The organism is Streptomyces sp. NPDC058653, from assembly GCF_042716895.1.
Lineage (GTDB): Bacteria > Actinomycetota > Actinomycetes > Streptomycetales > Streptomycetaceae > Streptomyces.
Genome location: NZ_JBHXRM010000057.1, coordinates 30,635 through 48,122, shown reverse-complemented (window position 1 = coordinate 48,122; position 17,488 = coordinate 30,635). Strand labels below are relative to the sequence as shown.

The following is a 17,488-nucleotide window of genomic DNA, read 5'->3' as shown; positions in this document are numbered from 1 at the left end:
CCACGCACCCACGACGGAGGCCGGGGACCTGATGGTCCCCGGCCTCCGTCGTGGGTGCGGGCGGGAGCGACGTCTGGGGCCGGACTTCCGGCACCGGCCCTAGATGCCCTGCCAGTCCGGCTTGGCGGCGTAGGTGTCGCGGAAGTAGTCCGCGAGCTTCAGCTTGGACGCGGCGGCCTCGTCGACCACCACCGTGGCGTGCGGGTGCAGTTGCAGCGCGGACGCCGGTACGACGGCGGCCACCGGCCCCTCCACCGTCTGCGCCACCGCCTCGGCCTTGCCCTCACCCGTGGCCAGCAGCACCAGGTGCCGGGCCTCCAGGATCGTGCCGATGCCCTGGGTGATCACGTGGTGCGGGACCTCGTCCAGGCTGTCGAAGAACCGGGCGTTGTCCTGCCGGGTCTGGCGGGTGAGCGTCTTGATACGGGTGCGGGAGGCCAGCGAGGAGCACGGCTCGTTGAAGCCGATGTGCCCGTCGGTCCCGATGCCGAGCAGCTGGAGGTCCACCCCGCCCGACTCGCTGAGCGCGCGGTCGTACGCCTCGCACGCGGCCTGTACGTCCTCGGCGGCCCCGTCCGGCCCCATGAACGCGCTCTCGCCGAGCCCGAGCGGCTCGACGACCTCGCGCAGGACCACGGAGCGGTACGACTCCGGGTGCCCGGCCGGCAGGCCCACGTACTCGTCGAGCTGCGCGATGCGGGCGCCCGACGCGTCCACCTCGCCGGCCCGGACCTTGGCCGTCAGCGCCTGGTAGACGGGCAGCGGGGTCGAACCCGTGGCCACCCCGAGCAGGGCGTCGCGCTTACGGCGCAGCAGGTCCGCGATGGTCTCCGCTATGAGTTCGCCGCCCGCCGCGGCGTCCTGGACGATGACAACTTCCACGCTGCGCCTGCCGATCTGGTGAAGGGTCCTCTGACTATTGTGGTATAGACCAATCTAGCAGAGGGTGCCAGGGCGTCCAGGCCCCTTCCGCCGGCGGGGGAATGGGTTCCCGTGGTCGACTTGTGCGCGCCCCGTGCGCGCCGCCCCCCGGTCATCTTCAGCCCCCTGGAGGCATCCGGCATGTCCGCGACGAACCCCTCCGACGAAGAGTCCGCCCGCGCGGCGGGTACCGATCCGCCGGGCCGGACGCTGGCCGCCGAGATCGCCGCCCGGCGTCCGCGTTTCGTCCTGCTCACCCCGCGCGGCAGCTGAGGCTCGCCCGACCTGGTGGCCGCCGCCCGGGCCGCCCGCGCGGCGGGAGCCGAACTCGGAGCGGAGAACTTCGCGGACCTGCTGCGCGGGCGGGGCGCGGACCTGTGCGTCGTCGGGCCCGCCTCCGAGGTCGCCGGCGCGTCGGCCGGATTCGCCCTTCCCGCGGAGGGCGCGGCCGAGGAGGTCCAGCCTCTTCTGGAGATCCTGCCGCTCCAGCGGCCGGCGTACGAGATCGCCATGGCCCGGGACCAGGACCCGGACGCGCCACGCGCGCCCGCCAAGATCACCGAGACTCGCTGAGCGAGCACCGACCCGGGAACACCCACGGGCCGCGGCGCCAGGACGGGACCCTCAGCCCGTCCGGCACCGCAGCCCGGAGTTGCAACGGCCACGAAGGCCGTGAGAGAGGTATCGACGCAGTCAGGGCAGAGAGCGCCGGTTACCCCGTTCCGTCCTCCTGTGCGGGGAGGACGGAAGCTTTACCCAAGCATTGTGGACTAGACCATTCCCCTCTGTCCATGGATCGGGGAGGGCATTTTCCGGCCCATCCGCGAGCACGTGGAGCGGGCCGTCCCGGTTCACCCCACGGGTACGCTCGCCTCTGTGCCCTCCATGAACGACCTCGTACGCCAGCACACCGCCCTGACCGAGTCCGATCTCGAATGGCTTCATCTGCTGGTCTCGGAGTGGCAGCTGCTCTCCGACCTGTCCTTCGCGGACCTCGTGCTGTGGGTCCCCACCCGCGACGGCGCCCGCTATGTCTCCGTGGCCCAGATGCGCCCCAACACGGGCCCCACGTCCTACCAGGACGACATGGTCGGCCATCTCGTCCCCCGGGGCCGCAGACCGCTCCTGGACGCCGCGCTGGACGAGGGCCGGATCGTGCGGGAGGGCGACCCGGAGTGGCGCGAGGAGGTCCCGGTGCGGGTCGAGTCGATCCCCGTACGCCGTGAGGGCCGCGTCCTCGGCGTCATCGCCCGCAACACCAACCTCCTCACGGTCCGCACCCCCAGCCGGCTGGAGCTCACCTACCTCCAGTCCGCCTCCGACCTCGCGCAGATGATCGCCGCCGGATCGTTTCCCTTCCCCGGCCAGCAGGTCGACATGGACGCCTCGCCCCGTGTCGGCGACGGTCTGATCCGGCTCGACGCCGACGGCCTCGTCCAGTACGCGAGCCCCAACGCCCTGTCCGCGTATCACCGGCTGGGACTCGCGTCCGACCTGGTGGGACATCACCTCGGGCAGACGACCGACGAACTGGCCCCGGCGCGCGGCCCGGTGGACGAGGCCCTGGTCAAACTGGCCAGCGGCTACGCCCCGCGCGAGACCGAGGTGGAGAGCCGGGGCGGCGTCATCCAGCTGCGCGCCATCCCGCTCAAACCGAAGGGCGTCCGGATCGGCGCGCTGATCCTGCTCCGGGACGTCACCGAACTGCGGCGGCGTGAGCGCGAGTTGATAACGAAGGACGCCACGATCCGGGAGATCCACCACCGGGTGAAGAACAACCTCCAGACCGTCGCCGCGCTGCTCAGGCTCCAGGCGCGGCGGATGGACTCGGAGCAGGGCCGGGAGGCCCTCAACGAGGCCGTACGGAGGGTCGGTTCCATCGCCATCGTCCATGAGACGCTTTCCCAGAATCTGGACGAACGCGTCGAGTTCGACGAGATCGCGGACCGGGTGCTCGCGATGGTCTCGGAGATCTCACCCGGCAAGACGGTCCGGCGGACCGGCCGGTTCGGAATCCTGGACGCCGAAGTGGCCACACCGCTCTCGATGGTCCTCACCGAGATCCTGCAGAACGCGCTGGAGCACGCGTTCGCGACCGGGGAGCGCGGCACGGTCGAGGTGCACGCCGTCCGCAGCGGCGGCGGGCCCAAACGCCCCGGCGACGGCGGCCGTTCGGACGCCCGGCTGCTCATCACCGTCCAGGACGACGGCCGGGGACTGCCCGAGGGCTTCGACCCCCGGCGGGCCGGCAACCTGGGCCTGCAGATCGTACGGACGCTGGTGGAGGGCGAGTTGGGCGGCGGGTTCGACATGCTGCCCGGACAGGAGCGGGGTACGCGGGTGATCCTCGACATCCCCGTGGAACCGTACAAGTAGTCGAGCCCTATGCCCGGTCGGCGGTTCGGGGCGGTGGCCGGACCCACCGGTCACAGCAACGAGCCCCGGACCGTGGTGACGGTCCGGGGCTCGGCCTCAAGCTCTATGACGTTTGCGCATCGGGGGGTACTGCGCGCTGCGGCTCGGGGGCGGGGTTATGCGTACACGCTGTACGCGCCGCCTTGCTCAAGGTCGGTGCGGGGGCTCAGGCGGTCGCGTTACGCGCCCGGTTGCGAGCGGCACGGCGCTTCATCGCGCGGCGCTCGTCCTCGCTGAGGCCACCCCAGACACCCGAGTCCTGACCGGACTCGAGCGCCCACTGCAGGCACTGCTCCATGACGGGGCAGCGACGGCAGACGGCCTTGGCTTCCTCGATCTGCAGCAGCGCAGGACCGGTGTTGCCGATGGGGAAGAAGAGCTCGGGGTCTTCCTCGCGGCAAACGGCGTTGTGACGCCAGTCCATGGCTGCTACCTCTCTGGGTGTTACGTGCGGATTGCTTGTGAATGTGAACGCTTTCACGAATCCCCCCGCAAGGGAAGGGCTGACTCCCAGATGAACTGGTGTCGTCCTGGTTTGAGGAGGGGGTTCTGGCGCTCAGTGGAGGCCGGTGTTGCGGGCCGTCCCGAGTGCCATGTAGAGATTCGCAAACCTCGGCGGCGGATACAACCCCTTCAGGAAAGTTTTTTTTGATTCCTCGGTGTCGACTCGGTCACAGCCGTACTTCCATGGGGTGGAGGCCAGCCTAAACGTTCGAGTGAAAGGACTTTCCTAACTTCCACTCACACAATCACACGCAGTGCACGGCGTACGCCTGTGAACGTCACGCTCGTTCGCAGTCCCAGGTGGTCGCCATCCATCTGGAAGGGCAGAGGGACCTTCGATTGCAAGGTGAAGTCGGTCAGGTCGTGAAGTGAAACCGCGTGCTTGCCGTGCGGGCCCCGTTCGGGGGTCGAATTGAGCAACTGCGTCGCATAACGAGCCACCGCCGCGGTCGACAACTTGCTCAGTCCCAGTACATCCAGAGCGGTGTCGAACGAGGCGGCCGGCGACGCGTACAGCGGACGATTGCCCAGGTAGGACCAGGGGGCGGTGTTGCAGACTATCGACAGGACGAGATCGTCGACCGGCTTCTCACCGGGCCGGTCGAGGGTGATCATGCCGCGCCCGCGATGGGGTTCGTCGAGGAACTGCCGTACCACTTGGCGGACATAGAGCGCGTGCGTCGAACGCTTACCGCGCTCCCGCTGTTGTTCGACTCTGCCGACCACTCCCGCGTCGAATCCGAATCCCGCGCAGAAAGTGAACCAGCGCGAAGGAACTGATTCGTCGTCGGTTCCCGGAGTCCCGGCCGCCAGTCCCAGACCGACAGTGCGTTCGCTCTGGTTACTCAGCGCGTCCAGAATGGCGCCGGTGGCCTCCACGGCGTCATTGGGAAGCCCCAGCGCGCGGGCGAAGACATTCGTCGAACCGCCCGGCACGACGGCCAGTCGCGGCAACCGGTCGGGGTCGGGACCGCGGTGCAGAAGCCCGTTGACGACCTCGTTCACCGTGCCGTCGCCGCCGAGGGCCACGACCAGCTCGATCTCGTCGGAGTCGGCCGCGCGCCGCCCCAGATCGCGGGCGTGCCCCCGGTACTCGGTCGTCACGGCCTCCAGCTTCATCTCGCTGGCGAGCGCGTGGATGAGCACGTCGCGTGTGCGGGCACTGGTGGTGGTTGCTGCCGGATTGACCACAAGGAGTGCGCGCATACCCAGGAGATTACCGGCCACAGAGCCCTGCCCCCTCCCGGGGAGGTCCGCGCCCCGCCCGGGGGACCGCCGCTCACCGGGAGCCGGCCGCTACGCTGCTGGGGTGAGCAGCTCTGACCAGAACACCCCCGACCCGAGCCCGCGACCCGGCCGACTGACAGCAGCCGCCGTCTGCGCGGGGCTCGAAGCCCTCGCGCTCGTCGCCGGCGGCGGGTATCTGCTCGTGATGGGTCTGCTGGGGCGTCCCGACAGCCCCCAGCAGGCCGAGATGGGCGGTCTCACCCTCATCGCCCTCGGCGTCATCCCGCTGCTGGCCGCGCGTGGACTGCTGCTGAAGCGGGGCTGGAGCCGGGGCCCGGCCGTCGCCACCCAGATCATGGCGCTGCCCGTCGCCTGGACGCTGCTGCGCTCCAGCGGCGCGCTGATCCCCGCCGGGATCGTCCTCGCGGTGGTGGCCGTCTCCGGGCTGGTCCTGCTGCTCAGTCCGACGACGACGGAGGCCCTCGGCATCAGGGGCCCCGACCGGGCGTAGGGCGCCACGACCGGCGCGCACGGCGATCGCCGGACGCTCGTGGGTCTGCCCGGCGCTGCCCGGCGATCAGGGACCGCTCACCCCCGTCACCGCCTTCTCTCCACGTACGAGGAGCGGTCTCACTCCTCCACGAGGAGCTTTTCGCGCAGCTGCGCCAGAGTCCGTGCCAGCAGTCGCGAGACATGCATCTGGGAGATGCCGACCTCCTGCGCGATCTGCGACTGGGTCATGTTGCCGAAGAAGCGCAGCAGCAGGATCCGCTTCTCGCGCGGCGGCAGATCCTCCAACAGAGGCTTGAGCGACTCGCGGTACTCGACGCTCTCCAGCGCCTCGTCCTCGGAGCCGAGCGTGTCCGCCACCGCCGGGGACTCGTCGTCCGTGTCCGGCACGTCCAGCGACAGCGTGCTGTACGCGTTGGCCGACTCCAGCCCTTCGAGGACCTCCTCCTCGGAGATGCCGAGGCGCTCCGCCAGCTCGTGCACCGTCGGCGAGCGGCCGTGCTGCTGGGAGAGCTCGGCCGTCGCCGTCGTCAGCGACAGCCGCAGCTCCTGGAGACGGCGCGGCACCCGCACCGCCCAGCCCTTGTCGCGGAAGTGCCGCTTGATCTCGCCGACGACCGTGGGGGTGGCGTACGTCGAGAACTCGACACCCCGCTCCGGATCGAACCGGTCGACCGACTTGATCAGGCCGATCGTCGCGACCTGCGTCAGGTCGTCCAGCGGCTCCCCGCGGTTGCGGAACCGGCGGGCCAGATGCTCCACGAGCGGCAGATGCATCCGCACCAGCTGATTGCGCAGCAGTGCCCGTTCGGGCGAGTCCTCGGGCAGCTTGCGCAGCTCGATGAACATCGCCCGTGCCCCGCTGCGGTCATGTGGATCGTGTTGCCTGTGCTCGCTCATCGTGGCCGCCCGCTCTGCCTGCGCCTGCTCCGCCCCGGCCGTCTGGCCGTCAAGCCCGTCCACCGGATGGGGCCGGGCCTGCTGCTCCGGAATGCCCGACGGCACGAGCGCCGGATCCGCCGGAACCTCATGCCCATCGCGCGGATCCTGTGGGACCCGCTCCTCGTCACGCACCGGACCGTCCCCGTTCCTCACGCCGGCCCGGGTCCCGCGCCGCGCTGCTTGTACAGGCTGATGGCGACGGTGCGGTCGTCGGCGACCGTCGCGTCGACCTTGCCCGCGAGCGCCGACAGCACCGTCCACGCGAACGTGTCCCGCTCCGGCGCGCGACCGTCGGTCGTCGGCGCCGAGACGGTCACCTCCAGGGAGTCGTCGATCAGCCGGAACACACAGCTGAGGACGGAGCCCGGTACGGCCTGTTGCAGCAGGATCGCGCAGGCCTCGTCGACCGCGATGCGCAGGTCCTCGATCTCGTCGAGGGTGAAGTCCAAACGTGCTGCCAGTCCGGCCGTGGCCGTACGCAGCACGGACAGGTAGGCACCCGCAGCGGGCAGCCGGACTTCCACGAAGTCCTGGGTCCCGGGCTCGCCTGCGATCTGGGACACCCTCACCTCCAAGGTGGCACAAGCTTCTCAGGGCTCCGGGAAGGGAAACCCGAAGCCTTGCGGTACGTAGTCGGTACGCAGCCGGTCTGGACTGGCGACGCTATCGCGATCCATGGTCCCGTGTCGCAGGGACCCCCGGGCCAGGGCCGAGCTGTCAGTTACTCATAGTAGGCATATGTGCACGCACAGTGGCTAGAGGTGTGCGGCAACCAATTGCGAAGAACCGGCGGATGGTTGACGTACCCAGGCCTCAGACGATCGAACCGTCGACAAAGCACCATCGCCATGTCTCACCCTCTTCGAAGGTACGCATCACGGGGTGGCCCGTATCCCTGAAATGCTGCGAGGCGTGTCGGTGTTGCGACGAGTCGCAGCACCCGACATGTCCGCAGACCAGACAGAGCCGCAGCTGTACGTGGTGGCTGCCCGACTCCAGGCACCCCAGGCACGTCTCGTTCAGCGGCGATATCTCGGGGCGTGGGAGGTCGGCAACGTGCTGGCACTCACTCATGATGGCCAGGTTACGACGGGAGTGGAGGACGGTGCGATGGACCCGTTGCAGCTGATCGCCCTGGTGGCGGTAAGCGCGATGCTCGCGGCGGCGGCCAGAAGGACGCCCGTGCCGGCTCCGCTGCTGCTCGTCACGGCGGGACTCGGCGCCGCGTACGTGCCGGGCGTGCCCGACTACGTACTGGAGCCGCACGTCGTCCTGCCGCTGCTGCTGCCGCCCCTGCTGCACATGGCCGCCGTGGACAGCTCCTACCTGGACCTGCGGGCCAATCTGCGGGCCGTCGGTCTGCTCTCCGTCGGCTACGTCCTCTTCGCGACGCTCGTCGTCGGCTATCTCGCGTATCTCTTCATCCCCGACCTGCCGCTGACCGCCGCGCTGGTGCTCGGCGCGGTCATCGCGCCGCCCGACGCGGTGGCCGCCACCGCGATCGCCCGCAAACTCGGGCTGCCGAGCCGGATAACGACCATCCTCCAGGGTGAGTCGCTCGTGAACGACGCGACCGCGATCACCGCGTTCAAGGTCGCGCTCGCCGCCGCGGTGGGGGAAGGCGCGAGCTGGGCCGGCGGGATCGGCGAGTTCGCGCTCGCCTCCTTGGGAGGCATCGGCGTCGGCCTCGTACTGATGGTGCCGATCCACTGGCTCCGGACCCACCTCCGGGAGGCGCTGCTCCAGAACACCCTCTCGCTGCTCATCCCCTTCGTCGCCTACGCGGCGGCCGAGCAGGTGGGCGCGTCGGGGGTGCTGGCCGTCGTCGTGGTCGGGCTCTACCTCGGACACCGGTCCTGGCAGGTCGACTTCGCGACCCGGCTCCAGGAGGACGCGGTCTGGAGGATGGTCTCCTTCGTCCTGGAGTCCGTCGTCTTCGCCCTGATCGGGCTCCAACTGCCCTTTGTACTGAGAGGCCTCGGCTCCTACGGAGGGATGGAGGTCGCCGCCTACGCCGTCGGGGTGTTCGTCACCGTCGTCCTGGTCCGCTACATCTGGGTCTACCCGGCCACCTTCCTCCCCCGGTGGCTCTCGCAGCGGATCAGGGACCGGGAACCGGACACGAACTGGAAGGCCCCGCTCATCATCGGCTGGGCGGGCATGCGCGGCGTGGTGTCGCTCGCCATCGCCTTCTCCATCCCGCTGACCGTGCACGACGGCGCCGACTTCCCGGCCCGTAACCTCGTCCTCTTCCTGACGTTCACGACCGTCATCGGCACCCTCGTCATCCAGGGCCTCACCCTGCCCGTGCTGATCAGGAAGCTGAAGCTGCCGGGGCCCGACCAGTACGCCGCCACGCTGGCCGAGGCGCAGGCGCAGAGCCGGGCGTCCCTGGCCGCCGAGCGGCGGCTGGACGAACTGCTCTCCGACGAGAGCAACGCCCTGGCCGAGCCGCTGGTGGAACGGCTCCGCAACGTCCTGGAGCGGCGCCGCAACTCCGTGTGGGAACGGCTCGGCACGGTCAACGAGATCACCGGCGAATCCGCCGACCACACCTACCGGCGGCTCTCCAGGGAGATGATCGGGGCCGAGCGCGACGTCTTCGTCACCCTGCGCGACGAGCGGCGGATCGACGACGAGATGCTGCGTACGCTGCTGCGCCGGCTGGACCTGGAGGAGGCGGCGGCCTACCGGGAGGAAGAGTCCGACTGACGTTCCCCGCCGGGCCCGCCCGCGCCGTCCGGCCCGGGCCGTCCGGTGATCACGGCGGCCACGGTGCTGCCCGGGGGGAAGGCGCCCTCCTCGGCCAGGGTGGTCAGCCCGTGGAGCGCCTTGGCCACGTAGAGGCGCTCGACCGGGAGGCCGTGCCGGTCCTCGAAGTCGGCGGCGAAGGCGTCGAGGGCGGGTGTCGTACGGGCGTAACCGCCGCCGTGGAAGCGTTCGTCGAGACGCCAGTCGCCCCGGGGGCCGCCGAAGGCCGCGAGCTGGAGCGCGCGGATCTCCCCGGCCAGGAAACCGCCCCTCAGCACGGGGAAGCCGACGGCGCGCTGTCCGGGGGCGAGACCGGCGGCCAGGCCCGCGAGGGTGCCGCCGGTGCCGCAGGCCACCCCGACGACGTCGGCCGCGCCTCGCAGCTCCCGCCCCAGGGCCGTACAGCCTTGTGCGGCGAGGGAGTTGCTGCCGCCCTCGGGGAGCACGTGGACCCGCTCGCGGGGAACGGGCAGGCCGTCGACGGCGGCGGTCACCACCGCCCTCAGTACGGAGGGCTCCGACTTGCGCCGATAGGTCGCCCGGTCGACGAAGTGGAGCCGCATGCCGTCGGCCACGCACCGGGCGAGGGACGGATTCAGCGGGCGGGCGGCCAGCTCGTCGCCGCGTACGACGCCGACCGTCGCGAAGCCCAGCAGCCGGCCCGCGGCGGCGGTGGCGCGCAGATGGTTGGAGTACGCGCCGCCGAAGGTCAGCAGGGCGCGGTGGCCGGCCTCCGCCGCGGCCAGCAGGTTCGGTTCGAGTTTCCGCCATTTGTTGCCCGGCAGATCGGGATGGATCAGATCGTCGCGCTTCAGCAGCAGCCGTAGGCCGCGACGGGTGAAACGTTCGTCCTCGACCGCCCCCAGGGGTGACGGCAGCCGTGGCCGCAGGGCGGCGAGGTCGAGCGCTTCCGGAGTCACGGCTCCATTGTCGGTCGTGGCTAGCCGAGCCGTTCGGCGATGCGCCGGCGCAGGCCCGCCATGGAGACCCCCTTGGGGTCGATCTTGCCGGGCTGCCACTCCAGGTGGCCGATGACCGAGGGCGCGTTCCAGTTGTGGACCCGGCAGACGGCCGCCGCCGCGGCCTCCATGGCCTCGACCTGGACGGCGGGCCACGGGTCCTTGCCGTCGCCCAGGTTCTCGCACTCGAAGCCGTAGAAGTGCCTGTTGCCGTCCGTGTTCGCCTCGTTGTCCGGCGGCAGGGCCGTCTCGGCGATCACGGCGCGCAGGACGTCGTCGTCGCCGCTGCCGGCGTGGTTGGCGCGGCCGTAGCCGACCAGATGGACCTTGCCGTCCTTGGCGATGACGCCGTGGCACAGCGGCCCGGGAAGTCCCGCGTAGCCGTCACGGCAGATGCGGACGGTGTTCGCGGTGCCCTTGGTGACCGTGTGGTGGATCATCACGCCGTGGACCGGGCCCCAGGGCCCGACGTGGTTGCGGTTGTGCGTACGCCAGTCGCCGACCTCGACGACGGTCAGACCCTCGTCCTTCAGCGCGCGGATGAAGCTGCTCGCAGACATGGGTGTGGCCATGCTGCCTCCTTGACCGGTGGATATGGAGCGTTTCGTATCGCTGGCTATTCCCCAACATCGCGAAGTGGACCATCGATTCGCACGCTGTACGAGCTGTTCCGGTCACTTTCGGCCGGGCCTGACCGTCGATGACAGGAACCGTAACTGTGCCCCGACGACCGTGATCCAGTCCCACTCATTTGTGTGATGGTGCGCCAACCAGGCCTGGTGAAAGGGTTGTTGACGCAGGTCAGCCCATGATTGAGAGGGAGACTCATGTCGGTTGGTGACGAGGTCCGTACGGTGGAGCCGCCTTCCCAGCAGAGCCTGGGGACGGCCGCGGCGCGGAACCTGGCGACCACCACGAAGTCGGCTCCGCAGATGCAGGAAATCAGCTCGCGGTGGCTGCTGCGGATGCTGCCGTGGGTGCAGGTGCAGGGCGGTACGTACCGGGTGAACCGGCGGCTCAGCTACGCGGTCGGCGACGGGCGCGTGACATTCGTGCAGACGGGCGACCGGGTGGCGGTCGTCCCGGCGGAGCTGGGCGAGCTGCCGGCCCTGCGCGGATTCGAGGACGAGGAGGTGCTGACCGAGCTGGCGAACCGCTGCGAGCAGCGGGAGTTCACCGCGGGCGAGACGGTCGCCGCCATGGGTGATCCGGCGGACCGGGTGTATCTGCTGGCCCACGGCAAGGTGGAGAAGGTGGGGGAGGGGCCGTACGGGGACGAGACGGTGCTCGGGGTCCTCGCCGACGGGGCGTACTTCGGGGACCAGGCACTGGTCGACGACGACGCCACCTGGCAGTACACGGCACGGGCGGCGACGGCCTGCACGGTGCTGGTGCTGACCCGGCAGGACCTGATGAACCTGGCGGAGCGGGCGCAGCCGCTGCGGGGCCATCTGGACGCGCTTGCCTCCATCCCCGAGCAGCGGACCAACAAGTACGGCGAGGCGGCGATCGATCTCTCGGCCGGCCATGTCGGCGAGGCCGTCGTGCCCCACACGTTCGTGGACTACGAGGGGGCGCCGCGCGAGTACGAGCTCAGCGTCGCCCAGACCGTGCTGAAGGTCCACAGCCGGGTCGCCGACCTCTACAACCAGCCGATGAACCAGACCGAGCAGCAGTTGCGGCTCACGGTCGAGGCGCTGCGGGAGCGCCAGGAGCACGAGCTGGTGAACAACCGCGAGTTCGGCCTGCTGAACAACTGCGACTACGGACAGCGGATCCAGCCTCACGACGGCGCGCCCACCCCCGACGACATGGACGAGCTGCTGTCGCGCCGCCGGGGCTCGAAGATGTTCCTCGCCCACCCGAGGGCCATCGCCGCCTTCGGGCGCGAGTGCAACAAGCGGGGGCTCAATCCGGCCACGGTGGATGTCGCGGGCACCCACGTGCCGGCCTGGCGCGGTGTGCCGATCTTCCCCTGCGACAAGATCCCGGTCTCCGACGCCAGGACGACCTCGATCATCTGCATGCGTACGGGCGAGACCGAGCAGGGGGTCATCGGGCTCCAGCAGAGCGGCATCCCGGACGAGATCGAGCCCAGCATGTCGGTCCGCTTCATGGGCATCGACGAGCAGGCGATCATCTCCTACCTGGTCACGGCCTACTACTCCGCCGCGGTCCTCGTGCCGGACGCCCTCGGCGTCCTGGAGAACGTGGAAGTGAGCCGCTGGAGCTGACGCGCGAGGCGCGGGTGGGGACCCGAGCGTGTTCCGCCCGTACGGCCGGGCCCCCACCCGCGCGTCCGCAGGGTCCGGACAGGACCCGCCCCCCATCGGTTCCCCAGTACGCCGCAGAGGAAGTGACCCCGACCATGACCAGCACGGATGCCGCCACCGATGGCCACGAGGCCGTGGCGCTCCTGGAGCGCTCGCGTAGCGTCGTCCAACCCGAACTTCGCGCGGCCGTCGAGTCCTTACCCCCTGCCCTGCGACGCGTCGCGAGATACCACTTCGGCTGGCAGGAGGCCGACGGCTCACCCGCCTCGGGCGGGGTGGGCAAGGCGATCAGACCCGCCCTCGTCCTCGCCTCGACACGGGCGCTCGGCGGGGAGCCGCACCGCGCCGTGCCGGCCGCGGTCGCGGTCGAGCTGGCCCACAATTTCACCCTGCTGCACGACGACGTCATCGACGAGGACCCCACCCGCCGGCACCGGCCCACGGCCTGGACGGTCTTCGGTACCACCGACGCGATCATCGTCGGCGACGCTCTGCACGCCCTGGCGCTGCGGCTGCTGGCCGAGGACCGCCATCCGGGCTCGTCCCTCGCCGCCGCGCGTCTCACCGCCTGCATCATCGAGCTGTGCGCGGGACAGCAGACGGACTGCGCGCTGGAGCTGCGCGGGCCCAACGACGTCTCGCTGGACGAGTGTCTGACCATGGCGATGGCCAAGACCGGTGCGCTGCTGGGCACATCGTGCGCTCTCGGCGCGCTCTACGCGGACGCGGGCGAGGAGGCGGTGGCGGCGCTCGACGCGTTCGGCAGGGAGGCGGGGCTGGCCTTCCAGCTGATCGACGACCTCATCGGGATCTGGGGCGACCCGGACCGTACGGGAAAACCGGCCGGTGCCGATCTCGTCGCCCACAAGAAGTCGCTGCCGGTCGTCGCCGCGCTGGTCTCGGGGCACCCGGCGGCCGAGGAGCTGGCGGATCTCTATCGGCGGCCGATGGACGGGGCCGCGGTCGTACGGGCCACGTCGGCGGTCGAGCGGGCCGGCGGACGCGACTGGGCGCAGGCCCAGGCTGCCGACCGGATGGCCCGCGCGGTTCATCAACTGTCCTTGGCGGTCCCGGATCTGGCGGCGGCGGGTGATCTGTTGTCCCTGGCCGAGTACGTCACACGGCGCACCTACTAGACGCGCCGGAGGGGCCCTCCGCGGGGCCGGAGGTAAGAGCTTGCGTAACCACTACATGTGAAGCACTATGGGTGAAGTGGTCATGGCCGCGCACCCCGGACGGGCTCAGGGCGGGCCCGCCGTGACGCCATCCGTCACCCAGTGCGAAAGAGGACCGGTTTGCGCAAGCTCAGCTACTTCGTCGCCGTATCGATCGACGGTTTCATCGGCGACCCCAGCGGTGAGGCGGGCTTCTTCACCCGCTATGTCGACGAGGAGTTCTTCGCCTTCCTCAAGGAGGAGTACCCGGAGACGGTGTCGACGCCGGGCCGTCGGCAGCTCGGCATCGACCATCTTGAGAACAAGCGGTACGACACGGTCATCCAGGGCAGGCGTTCGTACGACGTGGCCCTGGACATGGGGATCACCAGTCCGTACGCGCATCTGCGCCAGCTCGTGGCCTCACGGACCCTCACCAGCCCCGATCCGGCCGTGGAGATCGTCTCCAGCGATGTCGCCGCCAGGGTGAGGGAGCTGAAGCGGGAGGAGGGGCTCGGGATCTATCTCTGCGGCGGCGCGAACCTCGCCGACCAGCTGATCGACGAGGTGGACGAGCTGGTCATCAAGACGTACCCGCTGATCCTCGGCACCGGAATGCCCATGTTCGGCTCGAAGTTCGCGCAGACCGAGTTCGCCCTGGAGTCCAACCGCGCCTTCGGCGGTGGAACCGTCGTCAGGACGTACAGCCGCAAGCGGTGAGTCGGCGAAGCGGCACGGCCGGTGACGGCGGCGGGGGCGCCGAAAGCGGTGAAAGCGGTGAAGTCGGCTGCCCCGGAAGGCTTGAAGCGGTGACCCAAGCGGCGGCGGAGCGTCGCGTACCGCTACAGTCCGCGCCATGACAGCGGAGTCGACGGAGTCTTGGGCGGGTTGGTATCGGGACCGCCGCGGTGCGGAACCCATCGCGATCATCGCGGACGGGCGGCAAGTCCGCACCCATATAAGGGGAGTTGCTTACGAGGGGGCCGATTTCTCCGTGCTCGAAGCCACGGAGGCGGGCGGGGTGCTGTCCTCCTGCGTGATGGAGTGGGACATACCCATGCCCGTCAACGCGGGTGGCACGGTCCAACAGGCCACGCTCAGCTGCCTGCTGACGCTCGGTGAGCGTCCGTCGGGCTCGCCGTCGGGGCGCGCCGAGCTGAGCCTCACGCTGCGGTGCGGCGGGGCGGCCTATGAGTCGGGCATCGTCGGGGCGGGGTTCCAGGACGCCCTGGACCGGATCAAGCGCCAGCTGCCGGACGACACGGAATTCGGGGGCAAGATCCTGGTGAACGCCTGACCTGGCGACCCTTTCCGCCGGGCCTCCGCCCGGCACTGGGGCCTCCTCGCAAGTCGAGGAAGTCCCGGACCTGGGGGAGCAGTTGGCCGTGCCCGTACTGCTCCTGTTCCAGTGAGGGGCAACGCGACGCCTCGCGCCGGATTCCGGCGCGCGTCCGAACCCTACCGGCGAGGCCGGACGGCCCGCCGAGTGCAGTGGACGGCTCGACCCCGAGCGCGCCGAACAGGCGGCGCCGGGGCGCACGGCGCACATCGGCGGCAGCCACACCTTCCCGGCCCGAGCTGACGGACCCTCGGGACGCCGGGGCACGTGAGTGGGGAACGCCGGAGGAGGAGTCGGTCTCGACGGTGCGGCTGAGTCCGGAGATTTGACATGCCGTCACCATCCGTTCGGTGACGGGCTGTTGTGCGACCTGCGAGCGGGTGAAACGCACTCCGGGCGTGCCAGTACTCGACGCGAGTACCGGCACGCCCGGTGGGTGCCCGATCCGGTGGGGGGTTCGCGATCTGCCGATCAGCGGCGGATCAGCGACGGATCAGGAGGCCTTGGCCAGCGCGGCGGCGAAGCCGTTCGCCCAGAGGTTCTCCACCTGGCCGCGCTCCGCGGCGTCCGGCTGCGAGTTGGTGCAGGACGGGCCGGGGCCGCCTCCCGACATCAACTTGCTGCACGGGGCCGTGTAGTTGTCCGGCAGACCGAGCACGTGCCCGGTCTCGTGGGCGGTCACGCGCGTGGAGTCGTACACCTGGTTCTGCGCGTAGTCCAGGAAGATGTAGCCACGGCCGTGCCCGTCGGTGCTCGCGTACGAGCCACGCGGGTCGTTGCCCTCCTCGTAGGTGAAGTCGGCGTTGCCGCCCTGCTGGAGCTGCACGTTGGAGACCGCGCTGTTCCAGATCTGGGTGCTGTTGGCTATCTGACCGGCGAACGACGGGGCGCCCGAGGCGTCGTAGACGACCGTGACCGCGCGGGCGCCGGGGTTGGCGGCACGCTTCTCGGCCACGGACTTCAGGACGGCCTCGTAGAAGGCCTTGGTCGCGGCGGCGTCTTCCGACGAGCCCTCGTACGCGGCGTACGAGCTGGTGGCGGGCGCGGCGCTGGTGGGGTCAGCGGCGGCGGCCGGGGTGGCGGTGAGGGCGGTCGCGAAGGCGAGCGAGATGCCGCAGATCGCGGAGAGCGCCGTCTTGGGGTGTCTCATGTGGGGGGACTCCTACTCGTTCCGATGAACGGATTCGGTAGGGAGAGTGTCGTGCCTCACACAGCCGTGGCGGATGATGCCGAAGGGCGATAACACCAGAGCATCACCCCGGCGTCGGCTCGCCCAATTTTCTTCGAATGTCGGCCGATTACTGCGTTTTGGGTCCCTGGCGTGACGCAAAAGGCGGGCCTACTCTTCGGTATATGGAGCTGGAGGTCAGGCATCTACGCGCGCTGTGTGCCATAGCCGACGCGGGAAGTCTCCACAAGGCGGCCCGTGAACTCGGCATGAGCCAGCCGTCGCTGACGACGCAGCTGCGGCGGATCGAGAACTCGCTCGGCGCCGAGCTGTTCTCCCGTGAACGCACCGGCTGCCGCCCCACCTTGCTCGGTCACTCCGTACTCAGCCGCGCACGTCCGCTGGTCGCCGGGATGGCCGTGCTCGTCAGCGAGGCGAGAGCCGCCGCCGACCGGTCCGCGGGGCCCCGCCTGCGTATCGGCTCCACCGCGAGCCGCGCCCTCGCGGGCTGGCTGCGCAGACTCCGGGAGCGGCTGCCGGGCACCGACATCTCGCTCCAGATGGACGTCTCGGCGAACGCCCTGCTGCGCCAGGTCGCCGCGGGCGGGCTCGATGTGGCGTTCGTGCACGAGGTGGAGGGCTGTCCGCTGCGGGTGCCGCCCGGGCTGGACCGGCGGGTACTGGTCGAGCGGGAGCCGCAGTTCATCTCGCTGGCCCGGGACCATCCGGCGGCGGGGCGGCAGATCGTGGAGCTGGCGGACCTGGCCGGCGACCGGTGGATGATCGACCCGACCGTGGACGGCGAGTGGGACGGCCTGCGGCGGGTGCTGGGCGAGGCCGGGCTCAACCCGCCCGTTCTGCACGGGGATTACCTCACCGCGGCGTCCCTGATCGCGGTCGGCGAGGCGATAGCGCCGTGTCAGCCGACGTCGGTTCCGCGTGAGGACATGGTCGTACGGCCGCTGCGGGACGACCCGTTGGGGGTGCGGCTGCTGCTCTTCTCGCGGCCGGGGGCGTACGAGGGCGCGGGCATCGCAGACGCGGGCCCGGGCCCGGACGGCGGCGAGGTCGGCGGTCTCGGCGGTGGTGGCGAGTACGACGGCGCCGGTGACGGGCCCGGGGGCGCCGAGGTGTACGAGGACCTCGAAGCGGCCTACCGCGAGGCGGCGTTGGGGGCCGTCGTGTACCGCCAGTGGCTGATGCGCAACAAGAGCCCGCTGCTCCACGCGCCTGCCGCCTGAGCCGACCGGCCCGTCGGCCCGCGCCTACCTACCTGCCCGCGCTTACCTGCCCGCGCGCCTGACAGACTCCGCGCCTGACAGACT

18 protein-coding genes and 1 pseudogene are annotated in these 17,488 nt (G+C 70.3%); 10 read left to right on the top strand and 9 right to left on the bottom strand.

Going from position 1 to position 17,488, the window contains the following annotated elements; genetic code table 11:
• Window positions 1-99: 99 nt before the first annotated feature.
• Window positions 100-882 (bottom strand): glucosamine-6-phosphate deaminase, encoded by a 783-nt coding sequence (gene nagB / locus ACFWU9_RS33050; protein ID WP_384324764.1) that lies wholly within the window; start codon window positions 880-882, stop codon window positions 100-102.
• Window positions 883-1,062: 180 nt separating this feature from the next.
• On the opposite strand from nagB, the gene ACFWU9_RS33045 reads away from it, so the two are divergent.
• The 3 genes and pseudogenes from ACFWU9_RS33045 (at window position 1,063) to ACFWU9_RS33035 (ending at window position 3,297) form a co-directional block, all read left to right on the top strand.
• Window positions 1,063-1,194 carry a hypothetical protein gene (locus ACFWU9_RS33045; RefSeq protein WP_384324763.1) on the top strand — a complete coding sequence of 44 codons (132 nt, stop codon included), beginning with the start codon at window positions 1,063-1,065 and terminating at the stop codon, window positions 1,192-1,194.
• A 75-nt stretch (window positions 1,195-1,269) separates the two neighbouring features.
• Window positions 1,270-1,494: pseudogene (locus ACFWU9_RS33040) on the top strand (glucosamine-6-phosphate deaminase); the annotation flags it as partial.
• Between the two features lie 312 nt (window positions 1,495-1,806).
• The gene (locus ACFWU9_RS33035) at window positions 1,807-3,297 is read left to right on the top strand and encodes a histidine kinase N-terminal domain-containing protein (RefSeq protein ID WP_384324766.1); all 1,491 of its coding nucleotides are present in this window, start codon (window positions 1,807-1,809) and stop codon (window positions 3,295-3,297) included.
• 205 nt (window positions 3,298-3,502) lie between these two features.
• On the opposite strand, the gene ACFWU9_RS33030 is transcribed toward ACFWU9_RS33035, so the two are convergent.
• Window positions 3,503-3,760, bottom strand: coding sequence for a WhiB family transcriptional regulator (locus ACFWU9_RS33030; protein WP_004937597.1), 258 nt, complete (start codon window positions 3,758-3,760; stop codon window positions 3,503-3,505).
• A gap of 317 nt (window positions 3,761-4,077) precedes the next feature.
• Window positions 4,078-5,046 (bottom strand): diacylglycerol/lipid kinase family protein, encoded by a 969-nt coding sequence (locus ACFWU9_RS33025; RefSeq protein WP_384324762.1) that lies wholly within the window; start codon window positions 5,044-5,046, stop codon window positions 4,078-4,080.
• A gap of 103 nt (window positions 5,047-5,149) precedes the next feature.
• Here ACFWU9_RS33025 and ACFWU9_RS33020 point away from each other — a divergent pair, with 103 nt between their 5' ends.
• Window positions 5,150-5,578, top strand: a complete 429-nt coding sequence (locus tag ACFWU9_RS33020; protein ID WP_384324761.1) for a hypothetical protein — start codon at window positions 5,150-5,152, stop codon at window positions 5,576-5,578.
• A 119-nt stretch (window positions 5,579-5,697) separates the two neighbouring features.
• Here the strand turns inward: ACFWU9_RS33020 and ACFWU9_RS33015 are convergent, their stop codons facing one another.
• The 3 genes from ACFWU9_RS33015 to ACFWU9_RS33005 form a co-directional block, all read right to left on the bottom strand.
• The gene (locus tag ACFWU9_RS33015) at window positions 5,698-6,672 is read right to left on the bottom strand and encodes an RNA polymerase sigma factor SigF (RefSeq protein ID WP_384324760.1); all 975 of its coding nucleotides are present in this window, start codon (window positions 6,670-6,672) and stop codon (window positions 5,698-5,700) included.
• The gene (locus tag ACFWU9_RS33010) at window positions 6,669-7,082 is read right to left on the bottom strand and encodes an anti-sigma regulatory factor (RefSeq protein WP_023538758.1); all 414 of its coding nucleotides are present in this window, start codon (window positions 7,080-7,082) and stop codon (window positions 6,669-6,671) included. Before ACFWU9_RS33010 ends, ACFWU9_RS33015 begins: the two co-directional genes overlap by 4 nt.
• A gap of 250 nt (window positions 7,083-7,332) precedes the next feature.
• Window positions 7,333-7,593, bottom strand: a complete 261-nt coding sequence (locus ACFWU9_RS33005) for a UBP-type zinc finger domain-containing protein (protein WP_384324759.1) — start codon at window positions 7,591-7,593, stop codon at window positions 7,333-7,335.
• A 36-nt stretch (window positions 7,594-7,629) separates the two neighbouring features.
• Here ACFWU9_RS33005 and ACFWU9_RS33000 point away from each other — a divergent pair, with 36 nt between their 5' ends.
• Window positions 7,630-9,231 carry a Na+/H+ antiporter gene (locus tag ACFWU9_RS33000; protein WP_384324758.1) on the top strand — a complete coding sequence of 534 codons (1,602 nt, stop codon included), beginning with the start codon at window positions 7,630-7,632 and terminating at the stop codon, window positions 9,229-9,231.
• Here the strand turns inward: ACFWU9_RS33000 and ACFWU9_RS32995 are convergent.
• Together ACFWU9_RS32995 and ACFWU9_RS32990 are read right to left on the bottom strand one after the other, a co-directional pair.
• On the bottom strand, window positions 9,207-10,190 hold the full coding sequence (locus tag ACFWU9_RS32995; RefSeq protein WP_384324757.1) for a 1-aminocyclopropane-1-carboxylate deaminase/D-cysteine desulfhydrase: 984 nt from the start codon (window positions 10,188-10,190) through the stop codon (window positions 9,207-9,209). The genes ACFWU9_RS33000 and ACFWU9_RS32995 overlap by 25 nt on opposite strands.
• Window positions 10,191-10,210: 20 nt before the next feature.
• Window positions 10,211-10,801, bottom strand: coding sequence for an N-acetylmuramoyl-L-alanine amidase (locus ACFWU9_RS32990; RefSeq protein ID WP_384324756.1), 591 nt, complete (start codon window positions 10,799-10,801; stop codon window positions 10,211-10,213).
• Window positions 10,802-11,056: 255 nt separating this feature from the next.
• Here ACFWU9_RS32990 and ACFWU9_RS32985 point away from each other — a divergent pair, with 255 nt between their 5' ends.
• The 4 genes from ACFWU9_RS32985 to ACFWU9_RS32970 all read left to right on the top strand — a co-directional run bounded on the left by ACFWU9_RS32985 (window position 11,057) and on the right by ACFWU9_RS32970 (window position 14,953).
• The gene (locus ACFWU9_RS32985; protein ID WP_384324755.1) at window positions 11,057-12,463 is read left to right on the top strand and encodes a family 2B encapsulin nanocompartment shell protein; all 1,407 of its coding nucleotides are present in this window, start codon (window positions 11,057-11,059) and stop codon (window positions 12,461-12,463) included.
• A gap of 134 nt (window positions 12,464-12,597) precedes the next feature.
• Entirely contained in the window at window positions 12,598-13,638 is a 1,041-nt protein-coding gene (locus ACFWU9_RS32980) for a family 2 encapsulin nanocompartment cargo protein polyprenyl transferase (protein WP_384324754.1), read from the top strand.
• A 159-nt stretch (window positions 13,639-13,797) separates the two neighbouring features.
• Window positions 13,798-14,376, top strand: a complete 579-nt coding sequence (locus ACFWU9_RS32975) for a dihydrofolate reductase family protein (protein ID WP_384324753.1) — start codon at window positions 13,798-13,800, stop codon at window positions 14,374-14,376.
• A gap of 136 nt (window positions 14,377-14,512) precedes the next feature.
• Window positions 14,513-14,953 (top strand): DUF6304 family protein, encoded by a 441-nt coding sequence (locus ACFWU9_RS32970; protein ID WP_384324752.1) that lies wholly within the window; start codon window positions 14,513-14,515, stop codon window positions 14,951-14,953.
• Between the two features lie 535 nt (window positions 14,954-15,488).
• On the opposite strand, the gene snpA is transcribed toward ACFWU9_RS32970, so the two are convergent.
• A complete protein-coding gene (gene snpA, locus ACFWU9_RS32965) occupies window positions 15,489-16,145 on the bottom strand; it encodes a snapalysin (RefSeq protein WP_384324751.1) in 657 nt (218 codons plus the stop codon).
• Window positions 16,146-16,348: 203 nt separating this feature from the next.
• Here snpA and ACFWU9_RS32960 point away from each other — a divergent pair, with 203 nt between their 5' ends.
• Window positions 16,349-17,404 (top strand): LysR family transcriptional regulator, encoded by a 1,056-nt coding sequence (locus ACFWU9_RS32960; RefSeq protein ID WP_384324750.1) that lies wholly within the window; start codon window positions 16,349-16,351, stop codon window positions 17,402-17,404.
• Window positions 17,405-17,488 lie beyond the last annotated feature (84 nt).